Annotated in this window: 12 protein-coding genes; 3 read left to right on the plus strand and 9 right to left on the minus strand. The window is 63.9% G+C overall.

The window, feature by feature from the left end; all coding sequences use genetic code 11:
• A complete protein-coding gene (locus J2751_RS05285; RefSeq protein ID WP_209483887.1) occupies positions 1–1,068 on the minus strand; it encodes a phytoene/squalene synthase family protein in 1,068 nt (355 codons plus the stop codon).
• A 190-nt stretch (positions 1,069–1,258) separates the two neighbouring features.
• Between J2751_RS05285 and J2751_RS05290 the strand changes: the two genes are divergently transcribed.
• On the plus strand, positions 1,259–2,404 hold the full coding sequence (locus J2751_RS05290) for an acyl-CoA dehydrogenase family protein (protein WP_209483889.1): 1,146 nt from the start codon (positions 1,259–1,261) through the stop codon (positions 2,402–2,404).
• A 126-nt stretch (positions 2,405–2,530) separates the two neighbouring features.
• Here the strand turns inward: J2751_RS05290 and J2751_RS05295 are convergent, their stop codons facing one another.
• Both J2751_RS05295 and J2751_RS05300 read right to left on the minus strand, forming a co-directional pair.
• Positions 2,531–4,444, minus strand: a complete 1,914-nt coding sequence (locus tag J2751_RS05295; protein ID WP_209483891.1) for a PH domain-containing protein — start codon at positions 4,442–4,444, stop codon at positions 2,531–2,533.
• Entirely contained in the window at positions 4,441–4,905 is a 465-nt protein-coding gene (locus J2751_RS05300; RefSeq protein WP_209483893.1) for a PH domain-containing protein, read from the minus strand. The genes J2751_RS05295 and J2751_RS05300 overlap by 4 nt, the downstream gene beginning before the upstream one ends.
• 184 nt (positions 4,906–5,089) lie before the next feature.
• Here J2751_RS05300 and J2751_RS05305 point away from each other — a divergent pair, with 184 nt between their 5' ends.
• Positions 5,090–6,376, plus strand: a complete 1,287-nt coding sequence (locus tag J2751_RS05305; RefSeq protein ID WP_209483895.1) for a Glu/Leu/Phe/Val family dehydrogenase — start codon at positions 5,090–5,092, stop codon at positions 6,374–6,376.
• 29 nt (positions 6,377–6,405) lie between these two features.
• Here J2751_RS05305 and J2751_RS05310 read toward each other — a convergent pair whose 3' ends face one another.
• Both J2751_RS05310 and J2751_RS05315 read right to left on the minus strand, forming a co-directional pair.
• Positions 6,406–7,089 carry a YqjF family protein gene (locus J2751_RS05310; protein WP_209483897.1) on the minus strand — a complete coding sequence of 228 codons (684 nt, stop codon included), beginning with the start codon at positions 7,087–7,089 and terminating at the stop codon, positions 6,406–6,408.
• 66 nt (positions 7,090–7,155) lie between these two features.
• The gene (locus J2751_RS05315) at positions 7,156–8,076 is read right to left on the minus strand and encodes a cation diffusion facilitator family transporter (RefSeq protein WP_209484026.1); all 921 of its coding nucleotides are present in this window, start codon (positions 8,074–8,076) and stop codon (positions 7,156–7,158) included.
• Positions 8,077–8,228: 152 nt separating this feature from the next.
• Between J2751_RS05315 and J2751_RS05320 the strand changes: the two genes are divergently transcribed.
• Positions 8,229–10,373 (plus strand): DUF7289 family protein, encoded by a 2,145-nt coding sequence (locus J2751_RS05320; RefSeq protein ID WP_209483899.1) that lies wholly within the window; start codon positions 8,229–8,231, stop codon positions 10,371–10,373.
• Positions 10,374–10,391: 18 nt separating this feature from the next.
• Here the strand turns inward: J2751_RS05320 and J2751_RS05325 are convergent, their stop codons facing one another.
• Genes J2751_RS05325 through J2751_RS05340 form a run of 4 tightly spaced genes read right to left on the minus strand, consistent with a single transcriptional unit; the run spans position 10,392 to position 13,297 of the window.
• Positions 10,392–11,195 (minus strand): DUF7289 family protein, encoded by an 804-nt coding sequence (locus J2751_RS05325; protein WP_209483901.1) that lies wholly within the window; start codon positions 11,193–11,195, stop codon positions 10,392–10,394.
• Positions 11,192–11,683, minus strand: coding sequence for a DUF7266 family protein (locus J2751_RS05330; RefSeq protein WP_209483903.1), 492 nt, complete (start codon positions 11,681–11,683; stop codon positions 11,192–11,194). Before J2751_RS05330 ends, J2751_RS05325 begins: the two co-directional genes overlap by 4 nt.
• Complete coding sequence (locus J2751_RS05335; protein ID WP_209483905.1) at positions 11,676–12,680, minus strand: DUF7261 family protein; 1,005 nt, start codon at positions 12,678–12,680, stop codon at positions 11,676–11,678. Before J2751_RS05335 ends, J2751_RS05330 begins: the two co-directional genes overlap by 8 nt.
• On the minus strand, positions 12,668–13,297 hold the full coding sequence (locus J2751_RS05340; protein WP_209483907.1) for a DUF7288 family protein: 630 nt from the start codon (positions 13,295–13,297) through the stop codon (positions 12,668–12,670). The genes J2751_RS05335 and J2751_RS05340 overlap by 13 nt, the downstream gene beginning before the upstream one ends.

Here is a 13,297-nt window from a genome sequence, read left to right on the forward strand (position 1 = left end):
TCAGTCGGCCGGTTCGACGGCTCGGTGGTAGGGCGTTCGAGCGATCGTTTCACGCAGCTCGGCGAGAGAGTCGCGTCCGGCCTCGCCCGCGACGGACATGACCGCGAACACTTCCTGTCGAGAGATCTTTACGCCTGACTCGGTCAACGCGTCCTCGGGGCGAGTACCAAGCTCCCGGAGGGTACCGACCGCGAGCAGGTACGGGACCGTCCACGCCTCCATCGTGTTCCCGTGTGAGAGCGGCATCGTCTCGAGGTACGCCTGTGCGTCGTCGAGGAACGATCGGGCGTACTGTGCGGTTCGGTCGACGACACGCGCGGACGACTCGCGGTTCTCGGGGTCGATCACCGACTCCTGATCGACGCCCTCGGCCTCCAGCCACTCCGCGGGGAGATAGACGTTGTTCTCCTCGGTGTAGTCGTCGTAGACATCCTTCGAGACGTTCACGAGCTGGAGGAGGAGGCCGAACTCCTCGGCGGTCTCGCGTAGCCGCCGAGCCCGTTCGTCTCCGACTTCGTCGCGCGTGAGAAGGTTCGTGATCAGGTTGCCGACGGTGCCCGCAGCGTAGTAACAGTACTGTTCGAGTTCGTCACGGTCGTCGATACGGAGACCGCCCTCCGCGGCGTGTCGGTCGACGAACATTGCCATCCCGTCCACCATCTCGATAACGGGGGGGACGATGGCCTCCTGTGCCTCGGGATCGAGCTCCTCGAACGTCGCGACGATCGTCGGCGACTCGGCGACGACGTCCCAGTCGTCGTTGCGGTCTTCGGGGGCGGGAAGCCACTCGTCGACCGCCGCGCGGAACTCCCCGACATCGCCGTTTTCCTCGGGGTCGATCGCTCGCTTGTACGTCTCGAGGACCGCGGTCTGTTCTTCGGGGGGGATGTGACCCGCGTCCTCGACGGTGTCGGCGACACGGCAAAGGAGGTATCCGAGACATATCTGTGACGCCATCGGTTCTTCCAACACGTCGACGGTCAACGCGAAGGTACGGGACACCCCCTGGACCGCCTCGTGACACCACGAGAGGTCGGGCTCAGCGGGATAGTGTTCTCGTCCGCTCATTCAGTTACCCGTTCTTACGGCACTACCCATAAAAAAGCCTCGCGGCACGTCCTGACACGAAACCGGACGTCTCGACGCCCCCGGGGCACTGACCGATCGGCCCGATGGCGTTCGGGTCACGCGATCAGATCGTAGTCCGATGGCGGTGAGAGGTGAAAACTGCTAAGTCCTCCGAAGAGGACGATCGATCATGGACTTCACGCTCTCAGCGGAACAGACACAGATCCGCGACACCGTCGCGGAGTTCGTCGACGAGGAGGTCGTCCCGCGGGCCGCCGAGATCGACGAGACCGACGAGTTCCCCGCCGACCTGATCGACGAGATGGCAGAGCTCGGGCTGATGGGGATGCCGTTCCCGATGGAGTACGGCGGTGCCGGCCTCGACTACCACAGCTATGCGATCGGCCTCTCAGAAATCGCCCGCGGGTCCGGCGGGCTCGGCACCGTCGTCGCCGCCCACACCTCGCTCGCCGGCAACATGGTGTACGCCTTCGGCGACGAGACGCAGAAAGAACGGTTCCTCACGCCGTTGAACACGGGCGAGGACATCGGGGCGTTCGCACTCTCGGAGGCGGAGGCAGGCTCTGACGTGCCCGCGATGTCGACGACCGCGGAGCCCGACGGGGACGGATTCGTCATCAATGGCGGAAAGCTATGGATCTCCAACGGCTCCGTCGCGGACACGGTCACAGTGTTCGCGAAGACTGACCCCGACGCGGGCCGGAAGGGGATATCCTCTTTCGTCGTTCGGCCGGAGGCCGACGACGGTTTCATTGTAGAGGGAACGGAGGAGAAACTCGGCGACAAGGGCTGTCCGACCGCGGAGCTCCGCTTCGACGACATGTGGGTTCCGGAGGGCAGGCTGATCGGCGAGCCCGGGGAGGGGTTCGTTCAGGCGCTGAAGACGCTGAACGGCGGCCGGATCACGATCGCGGCACGGTCGGTCGGGATCGCGCGAGCCGCGCTCGACGCCGCCGCGGAGTACGCGACCGAACGCGAGCAGTTTGGGGGTCCGATCGCCGACTTCCAGGCGATCCAGCACAAGCTCGCGGACATGGACACGAAGGTCCGGGCGGCCGAACTACTGATGCACGAGGCAGCTGATTTAAAAGAGCGCGACGAGGAGTTCATCAAGGAGGCAGCACAGGCGAAGCTTTACGCCTCGGAGATCTCCCGTGAAGTCGCGAACGAGGGGATCCAGATCCACGGTGGCTACGGCTACACGAAGGACTTCCCGGCCGAGCGGTTCTACCGCGACGCCAAGCTCTCGGAGATCTACGAGGGAACGAGCGAAGTGCTACGGAACACGATCGCACAACAGTTGCTCGACGAGTGAGATCCCGGAAGTGGATTGAGTATACAGGTTTTATAAGTGGACGTACGGCCCGATCCTAGGGTTTATAAGTAAACCGCGAACGCTTGCGTGAAGTGTGTGCGTCCGGTATCGACCGAGGATCCGCGTCTATCGCTCGTCGTCTTCCCGACCGTTTTCGGAGGGATCGGTACCCTCGTCGTCCTCGTTTCCGGAGGGTCCTTCCCTTTTATATGTCTCGCTCTCGTCGTCCTCGGCCGAGTCGCCGTCATTCTCGTCCACCTCCGGACGGTGAGCGACGTCGGCGTCGGAGGGGAACCGGTCGACCGCGTACTCGCCGGTATCGACCCGCTCGGCCGGTTCGGAGTAATCCCGCGTCGACGTCGAGAAGTCCGGACGAACGACCCCGTCCTCGGGGGGATCGATCCCTTCGTCCGCGTCCGTCACCGAGTCGTCCACACCCGCTACTGAGTCGTCGTCGGCGGCAGGAGCGGGCGAGTCGTCGGCGGCGGCAGGAGCGGGCGAGTCGTCGTCAGCGGCGGAACCGTCCTCGTCGTCGCGATCGTCGACGGGCCGCTCGCCGACGTCTCCCTCGAACCACTCGAACGCGGTTCGTCGCGCTCGACGCTCCGACAGCGCGTCCTGAAGTCGCGTCCTGAGTTCGTCGCGAAGTTCGATCGCCTCGTCGATATCGAAGTCGATGGCAGCGGCGTCGCTGCCGACGAGCGACCCCGTTCCGGCAGTGTCGGCGACGATCGTGGCGACGTTCCAGCGCCGCTGGAATATCGTCCGACTGTCGATGACGTTCTGGATCCGGTAGTACGGCACCGCCTTCACTTCTCGACTCCAGAAGCCGTTCCGGGTCAGTAAGTGGTCCTCGGCCAGCCAGTAGCCGCGATGTTTCCATTTCAAGTGTGCCGCAACGGGGACCACGAGCAGCAACCCGAGCGGGGCGACCCACGGCACGTCGGGGACGACGTACCAGTCGACCGCGAACGCGATCGCAGCCAGAACCCCGACCATCATGGCGTAGCGGAAGACGTACCGCCACCGGATCCGCTTCGGAGGGCGGCTGAAAGACGGCTCGCCGAACGATTCGACCTCGCGCGCCAGTTCGTACACGCGATCGGTCGACGCGATCGGAACGGCCGCCTGACTCCCGTAGTCGCCGCCCTGCCCCGGTGCGTAGCCGGCCGTCTCGATGGAGAGGCTGGCATACCCGAGGGCACGCTTGGCCGGGTTGTCGGAGATGGTTAGCGTCTGGACCTTTTCGGTCGGGATCGATCCGCTGTACCGGCGGAACAGTCCGCGTTCGTACCGAAGCTCGTTGCCCGCACGTGAGAGCCTGAAGCCGTAGTAGTTCGAGAACGCGAGTCCCGCCCCGATCACCCACGAGACGAGGAAGAGGACTCCGACGGCGACGATGGCGAACGCCGTGAGTACCGCCGCGGAGGTGTCCGGAAGGAATCCGGAGAGCACGGGGAACGACCCGGACCCTAAAAAGGCGAGCAGTCCGATGAGCCGTCCGTCGAAGGAGAGGGCACCGACCAAGGCGAGTTCGCGCGGCGAGATAGCGAACAGGTCCTCCTCGGTCGGGCCGACCGGGTCCCCGTTCTCGTCGGTTCCCGTCGCCGGAGAGGCATCGGACTTCCGCCGCTGGACCTCACGCTGGAGTCGGGTGGCCTCCTCGGGGGTGACGAACCGGATCGATCCCTCCGTGCTGGAACCGCCGGCGGTCTCGAGATCGACCGCAGCGACGCCGATAGCTCGCTGGATCACGCTTCGGCTTACGTCGACGTTCTGGATCCGCCGGTACGGGATCTCGCGTTCCCGCCGGGAGATCACGCCCGAGGAGATGTCCAGCGTGTCGTCGGTGAGTTCGTACTCGAACCGGCGGTAGTACGCGACCTCGTAGCCGACGGAGACGAGCAGGACGGCGGCGGCGACCGCTCCCCCGATCAGCAGTCCCCAGTCGTTGGCCGATGCGAGGAAGAACAGCAGGATCACGATCCCGACGACCCGCTGGAACGCCCGATACGGGATCGACTGCGGCGCGAGTTTCACACCGCGTCCTCCCCGTCGGCACGGATCGCCAGCCGTTTCAGTTCCTCACGGAGGTCGCTCGCACCGTCCGGCGTCAACCCCGGGATCCGCACGTCGGCCCCTCGCGATCCGGCGGTATAGACGACACAGGAAGCGAGTCCGACTCCTCGTTCGACGGGGCCGCGTCGCGAGTCCACGTGTTGGATGCGAACGAGCGGCACCGTGGTCCGAACCTGCGTGATCACGCCGCGATCGAGGTAGAGCGCGTCCTCACGGATCTCGTAGCTCCAGCGGCGATAGCGGAGGACCGCGTGGACGACGCCGAGTACGGCGAACGTCGCGCCGACAACGATCGGGACCCACTCGGGAACGTAGCCGAAATAAAACGCTCCGGCAACGGGGGCGGTCAGGAAGGCCGCGACGATGACGGCACGGATCATCCAGACGATCCGCACGCGGGGGTGTAGTCGCTGCGTCGTCATCGACGGCCCTCCATCGCGTGTCCCAGTCTCATGGCCCGTCGTTGTCGGCGGTCACATATAAGTTCCGGCGGAACGGGTACACAGAGCGCCTGTCGGAGGAGACTCTCATCGAGTGGGTGTGTCACACACACATCCGCAATATTTGTCGAAAACGATATCCCGTGCCAGTCGAGACTCACGGACGATGACCGACGATCCGTTCGAGAACATGCTCGCACAGATGGACCGTGCCGCCGAGTACGCCGACGTCGACGAGGGCGTCTTCGAGCGGCTCAAACACCCGGAACGAACGCTAAAGGTCACGCTCCCCGTGGAGTTGGAGTCCGGTGAGGTGGAGGTGTTCGAGGGGTATCGCTGCCAGTTCGACGGTGCCCGCGGCCCATTTAAAGGCGGGGTTCGATACCACCCGACGGTGACCCAGCGCGAGGTCGAGGCGCTCGCCGGCTGGATGACGTGGAAGGCGGCGCTCGTCGACCTCCCGTACGGGGGTGCCAAGGGCGGCGTGATCTGCGAGCCCAAGGAACTCACCGATCGCGACCTCGAACGGCTCACTCGGCGATACACGGAGGGAATACGGCGGATGATCGGACCTGAGGTCGACGTGCCCGCACCGGACATGAACACGAACCCGCAGACGATGGCCTGGATGATGGACACCTACTCCATGTACGAGGGGTACGCCGTCCCGCAGGCCGTCACCGGGAAACCACTCGAGATCGGCGGGACGCCGGGTCGCGTCGAGGCGACCGGCCGCGGCGTCTCCATCGTGACCGAACGGCTCTTCGAGTACCTCGATCGCGACCTCTCGGAGGCGACCGTCGCGATCCAAGGGTTCGGCAACGTGGGGTCGAACGCGGCCCGGCTGCTCGATGACGCCGGCGCACGGATCGTCGCTACCTCAGACGTCACAGGCGCGGCCTACGACCCGGACGGGCTCGACACTGAGGTCCTCGCGGAACACGTCGCCGACGGCGGGCTGATCGAGGAGTACACCGCCGGAGATGACCGCCCGAGCGGTCTCGTTACCGACGACGATCCTGACCACATCACGAACGAAACCTTGTTGACACTCGACGTCGACGTCCTCATTCCCGCTGCCGTCGAGGGCGTTATCACCGCCGACAACGTCGACGACCTCCGTGCGGGGGCGATCGTCGAAGCCGCGAACGGACCGACGACCGTCGCCGCCGACGAAACCCTCTCTGGTCGGGACGTCCCCGTCGTCCCCGATATTCTCGCGAACGCCGGCGGAGTCATCGTCTCCTATCTCGAATGGGTTCAGAACGCACAGGAGTTCTCTTGGCCGCTCGAAACAGTCAACGCGGAGCTCGAGCGACGCATCGGATCGGCGTTCGACGAGACGATCGCGCGATACGACGGCGGCGAGACGCCGGACCTCCGCACCGCCGCGTACACGCTCGCGCTCGAACGGACGGCCGGTGCCCACGAGTACCGTGGGCTGTTCCCGTAAATCGGACCCCTGCTACCGACGAGGCGTCTCTACGCCCGTCGGATCCGGTCTGCGGTCACGTCGATCGGCTCCGCGTAGTGGACGATCGGCTTGTCGGCTGGTTTCTCGAACCCGTTCGTCTCGAATAGGTCGTTCCGGCGGAGATCGACCCTCGCCTCCCGAAGCGTCCAGGGCTCGTGGGCTATCTCACCGCAGTAGAGTCGGTTTCCGGCCGCGTAGAAGCGATAGTTTTCGACGAGAAACGCGGGCAACGACCCTGGCTCGGGAACAAACGCGTCGCCGACCGGTTCGTACGTCGCGTCGAACCGCGCCGACGGTGCGCCACGGTGCCGGCGATCGCTTTTGAACCGTACGGCACCGTTCTCTCGGGTCACGTCCATCCGAGCACGATAGTACGGGAGCGCGAACAGGCGTCGCGCGACAGCGACACCCAGCCGGTCGGCCGCATCGAGATTATAAAAGTACACGCCCGGCCCGTTCGGTCCGTCGACGTACGTTCGGAGGTTCAACTCCGGAAACGAGAGTCCGATGGGTGACCCACGAGGACGGATGTCCGACATCACAAACGGGACGACTCCGAGGTATGCCTGGCCGTTGTGCGTAGCAACCGAGAGTCGCTCAGGGAGCGTTCCGGCGACGAGATCGGGGTTGACCGCCCAATGGAGGAAGCATCCGTCTTGCCACGTCATCTCCAGCCAGCGACGACCGAACATATGGACTGTTGGGTCGTCAGCGACATAACCCGCACGGCAATAGCCGGGACTGGAACGAATTGTGCGTCAGTATCGGTTGCGACCCTCGGCAGCGTCCTTCCACTCGCCGACGCCGGAGGGGTCGAGATGGACGTGGACGTCGCCGACGCCATCCAGATCACGGAGCCGGGTGACGAGTTCCGTCTCGATGTCGTGTGCTCGGCGGAGCGTCATCTCGCCGTCGACCTCGACGTGGACCTCCACCTCCAGCTCCGTTCCGTCGTAGAACACCCGAAGGTCGTGGACGCCGACCACCGCGTGGTGGCTCCGAAGCGCCTCCGTGACCCGGTCGCGGTCGCCATCAGGCGGGGCCGCGCCGACGAGGTACGTCACGTTCTCGCGGGCGATCTGAACGCCCTGATACATGACGAGGAGGCTCACGACCGCGCCGGCGACGGGATCGAGGATCGGGAGGTCGAGAAACGCGCCGATCACCCCGACCATCGCGGCGAGCGAGGTGTAAATATCGTTCAGACAGTCGGTCGCGAGCGCGGCGAGCGCGGTCGAGCCGAGGTCGACGTTCACCCGCGTCGTGTACCAGTAGAGGACGTACATATCCGCTATCGCGAACAGCAACGCGCCGACGAGGACGGGACTCGCCGAGACTTCGGGGACGCCCAACAGGCCGAGTACGGACTCACGGAGGAGCACCACCCCGAGCAAGAAGATGATCGCGCCGACGAACAGTGCGGTCAGCGGCTCGATCCGCTGGTGGCCGTGTGGGTGCTCGGCGTCGGCGTCGTCGTACCGCGATCCGCCCCAGACGAACACGACCGCGCTGGCGACGAGGTCGGCGACGGAGTGGGCGGCGTCAGCGAGCAGCGCCACGCTCCCGAACGCGATCCCCGCGGCACCCTCGACGGCGATCTTCGCGGCGTTGCCGGCAACGTTCACGCCCGCCGCTCGGCGGAACCGCCGCTTTGCTCCGGCGAGCGAGGAACCGCTCATGAAGACGACTCGACCACCGGCGTTCTTAAGTGGTGCGTCCGGTCGGTAGGCGTCGTCGATCATCACTCCGGAGAATGAGAAGCGCCGTATTTGGGTATCAAACCCGATAGTTGGCGGTCGATCTTTATAACCGAAGGCCGCTGAGAAACCGTATGTTCCGCTGTGAGCGCGCCCAAAGCGAGGTCCTCGGGACCGTCCTTCTTCTCGGGGTGACGATACTAGTCGTCGGATCCACGGTCGCGCTCGGGTCCGTTGCGCTCACCGACTCTCAGCAGACCGCGGACCTCCAGCGTGTTGAGGGTGCGATGACGCAGTTCGATTCGAAGGCAAGCCTCGTCGCGCACGGCGAGTCACCCACGAAAATGGTCCAAATGGATGTCGGGCGGACCGCGGACTTCCGGGTCGACGAGGACGCCGGCTGGATGCGGATCGAGGTGGAGACCGATGAGGGCGAGAACGACATCAATGAGACGGTCCGCTTCGGCGCGGTCGTATACGAAAGCGGGAGCGAAACCGTCGCGTATCAGGGTGGTGGTGTCTGGCGGTCCAACGCGGACGGTTCGTGGATGGTCTCTCCGCCGGAGTTCCATTACCGCGGAAGGGGCGGAACCGAGACGCTCACTCTCCCGCTCGTGACGATCGAGGACAGCGGTGGTCCGCTCGCAGACACGGTACGGATTACCGATACCGAGCAACCATCCGAGCGGGTTTTTCCCTCGAAAAGCGGTTCGAATCCGCTTCTCGGCGGGAACGTGACCATCACTGTCGAAAGCGACTACGCTGAGGCGTGGGGCCGATTTTTTGAATCGCGAACGGATGCTAGCGTAGAGTCACTTGACGGGAACCGCACCCGGATTCGGCTCCCTACCGAGATCGAGTCGTCCCAAGTAACTCAGTCGCTATTCGGACTCAACACTGGTAGCGGGTTCAATGAGCAAACGTTGATGGAAGACATCAACTCCTTCAACGCGGCATCATACGACTCTCGGGACTACCCACCCTCGGAGGCAACCGGTGACAACGTTCGGGTATACGCTGACGGCGGAATCGACGGGGGGGCACCCGGACAGCTCGATGTCGAGCATATCAACATCGGTGGAACCCTATCCGGTTCGGATGTCCACCCGTCGACAAGCGCTCTTGAGAGTGCGGCGGATCTCGTTACTGAGGAGGCTGTGGGGACGACCCGCCATGTTGATATGAGCGGCGAAATCACCGACCGGATCGAGACGTTTCGGTCGACGTTCAACGACCTCAACGAGACTGCCACCGACGGGGATCCGGAGTCATACGAAGACACGGCGTCGTCGATCGAACTCGGAGCGGGAGAAACGGAAGACCTCGATTCGACGTACGTCGACGGTCCGGTCTCCGTAGAGGGTGGAGAGTTGACCGTCGAGGGGGACTTACACGTTAACGAAACGTTGGACCTGAGAGAAGGCGGAAATCTGATCGTCAATGGCGATCTGTATGTCGGCGAGGGACTCGAGGTAGTCAGTTCGACGATGGAAACACACGGTTCACTCGCTGTCAACGGAAACGCGGTGTTCGGCGGGGCGACAGATGCGACGCTTCGTGGGGACACGTACGTCAACGAGGCACTCATCGTCAAGGAAGGCTCCTCGATGACCGTTGAGGGGGAGGGAGTTCGTGCGGTTGAAATAAACGAGGACGTCGAACTGATCGGGTCCAACGACGGAACCGAAATCGTCCTCAACACCGGAGAGAGGGGAGACGAGTTCCACCTGCTGGCGGACGGAGACGTGCTCATAGGCTCAGAAGGCGGGTCCGGTACACTCCGCGTCGCTGGCAACGGCATCGCGTATCTCCACGGCACTGGCGACGTACTCGTCGAATCGAACGGGGCACCTGCCGGTGTCAACGTCGTGGACGAGGCTACCGCTCAGTGGTATCATGACGGATCCGTGTTCGAAATTAAAGCGAACGACCACGATGCCGTTCTCGAGTCCGACGCAGCACGGAACCATCCCGGCGGCGGACTCTGGTTGTTCAGTACCGCGGATACGGTACACCTCAAGGGCAACGCGGAGGATGGATCCACGGCCTACGTCAACGGAGTTGTTCATGCAAACGGAGTGGTACTCAATGACGAGACACGGATCGATGGCGCGCTCTCAGCCAATGACGTACGGTTCATCGATGCCGATGTCACGCTGAACCACGACGAGGCGATCGAGGATTACGATCCGTTCGTCGATAGGACGATACCCACCGTCAACCACCTCCATGTGTCCGTTCACGGCATAGATGTGGGTGGGGAAAGGAGCGACGACTGATGATGCCCCAACGATCGCTCAGTCGCCGAGCGTGGTTCTTATCTCGGTCGTGTGAATAATAACTCGCTCGTCTACAGTGATCGTCACCGAGACCGTGTCTTCATCGCACTCGACGGAGGCAGCGTCTTCATCACACCCAACAGCGATCCGGTCCGGATACTCCGCCGACAAGTCCTCATAATACTGCTCCCAAGCATCGGCGCGTGGGGACGCCTCGTGAGTCAAGGTCACGTTTTCGCCGTCAGCAACGATCATTTCGCGATTGTGACGCTCACTGACGAGCAGTACAGTTCGGTCGCCTCCAGCCAGTCTGGACGTACCGGATGCCGCCCGCACGTCAACGATCGAAAACACGGTTGTTTCACCGACTAGTAAGTCAGGCTCGTTCACCATGACCGCGTTTGAGCCATCACTCCGGAAGACAGCCCCGTTCTCGTACACGACCTTCGTGTTGCCAGCCCCTGAGTACTCTATCGGCCGAGATGGAAGGCTCAATACGCTCGACTCGGTGCCGTCAACCGTCGCTCGGAGGCGAACAGGATCGCTGAGCTCGATCGACCCGCCCGCGAGCCGGACCTCGGTCGCCCGGCTTGGTACGCCGTCTCGACTGATGTCGTTGAGGTTGTCGTGGAGGACATCAAACGCCCGCTCGACGTTGTTGTCGCGCTCGGCGAGCTGCGCGTCCTCCAATCCGCCGAGACCGACTGTGAACGTAACGGCGATCGTTGACGTGATCAGCGCGAACACCAACACGAATCCGACGACCTCGCTGACGCCGCGGTCGGCCGCGAGCAACCCTTGAGAGCAGTTCACATCCGTCATGCTTCGCTCACCACCACTTCGCCGCCGCTGTCCAATCCCGGATCCGGCACCCAGTGTATCCGTAGATCTCCACCGGTGAGCGTCGCGTTCCGGATTTTGGTGTCCGAACGCGCGCGGAACGGAACCTCGACGGTCGCGTCCGCCCGGTCGCTCTCCAGGGTGACGGTCCCTTCGGTCCCGGCGGTGGTTACAGTGACCCGGTAACCGGCTCCCGACACCCGATCGGGGAGTGAGACGGGACGGACGACCGTGAGATCCGCAGGTGATTCGGCGGTCCCCGCGAGCCTTTCGACGGTCATCAGGTCGGCGGCCACGCGCTCGCCGACGACGGTGAGTTCACCTTGGGCAGCACGCTCACGCTCGGTGTCAACGAACGAGCCGCCCGCGATGAACAGTCCCGAGAGCAACAGCGTTGAGACCGCGAGCATCAGGACGTAGCCGACGGTAACCGACACCGCGCGCTCGTCGCCGCGGGAGGGATCACGCATCGTTCTCACCCGGTGCAACTCGGACTACGTCCCTGTACTCCAGTTCGGGCGTGCGATGATGGACCTCCACGTCGGCGCTGTAGACGGCGTCAACGACGTACGGCTGTGCGGTACGGTCTGCGGGGGTAGTCCCGTACGGCTCGTTCGGATCGGCGCTCGGGTCGTCCATCTCGTCCACGACGAAGTGGTAGGTGCCGGCCGCCGCGTCGCCGTTCTCGTAACGGATCTCGTAGCTTTCGGCTCCGTTCTGTACGTTCTCGGCCCACACGAGCTCTTTCCACTCGTTGCCCGCGACCGTGCCGCCAGTCACGTCGATCGTATAGCTGCCGTCCTCCGAGCCGTCGAACGACTCGGATTCCAGAGTCTCGGTTCCGTTGTCGACGGTCACCTCAATACCGTCGCCACTGGCGTTCCCGGACACCGACATCGACCAGGTCGCCCCGGAGCGGTTCGCGACCACGGTAAACGGTTCCTCATCGAGTGACCGCTCGTTCACGGTCAGCTGGTAGTTCCGCGTCCGAGTGACGGTAGTCGCGAGGGTCCAGTCGGAGGTTCCGCTCTCGTTGGTCATGGCTCGGTAGCCACCATCGGCGAGCTCGTCCTGCGCAATGAAGTGGCCGGTCTCGTTAGTCACCGCACTCACGTCGGCGATCACACCATCACGAAGCCGAAGATCGCCCGTAGCGTCACTGTATACGGACATGGTCGCGTTGAAATCGTCTCCGACGCCATCGGAACCGCTCTCGGTGCGGTGTTCTCGCTCCATGATCGCGGCCACGTCCTCGACGGTCCCGTCGCGGAAGTCGACCGCTTCGGCTCCCCCGGCGTCAACGCCGCGAGTCGCGAGGTTCTCGGTATAGATGACGGTGTTCAACAGCAGCACGACCGCCACGAGGATCACCGCGAGCGTTAGCCCGGTGATCAGGATCATCTGTGCCCGGTCCTCGTCGGGTTCGGGGTCGGACCCGCGGACGCGAGGGGGTTTCACATCTGCCATGCGGTGATGCGCACCTCCACGACCGTGTACAGCGTGTCGCTCCCGCCGACCGGGTCGGCGAAGTAGTCATGTTCGTTCTCCTCGTCGAGTCGCGGCCCGGAGTACACCGGATCGTTCGGATCGTCGGCGCTGGGGTTGAACAGTCGATCGTCACCGTAGAGTGCTACACGCTTGCTGGCGGTCGCCGCGTTGTCGCTGGGAGTGCCCATGTCGACCAGTCTTTCTCGCCCGGTGCTGCCGTCCCCGTCGGGGTGGTAAACCTCGATGTTGAACGCGATCCGCCTGTCGTCGAACGCTTCTCTCAACGGGTCGTGTAGCGGATGTGATTCCGTCATCAACCCAGCGTACGTTCCGTCGTTGTCGGCGTCGACGAATCCGTTGTCGTAATAGCGGAGCGCACGGGACAAGTCGCCACGATGTCCGGCCGTTTCCAGCACGTCCTGAGCCGCGATCGCCGCTTGGTTCTCGACGTGCTGGTTCGAAGTGCTTGCGGACAGCGGGGTCACTGCCGTTGCCTGTGTTGCGAAAACGATCCCGGCGACGAGAAGGAGTGCGGCGGCGAACGCCTCCAATGTGTGCGCTTGCCCGCGATCGTCGGGGAAGTGTTCGACGAACAT

The organism is Halorubrum alkaliphilum (genome assembly GCF_017873815.1).
Taxonomy (GTDB): Archaea; Halobacteriota; Halobacteria; order Halobacteriales; family Haloferacaceae; genus Halorubrum; species Halorubrum alkaliphilum.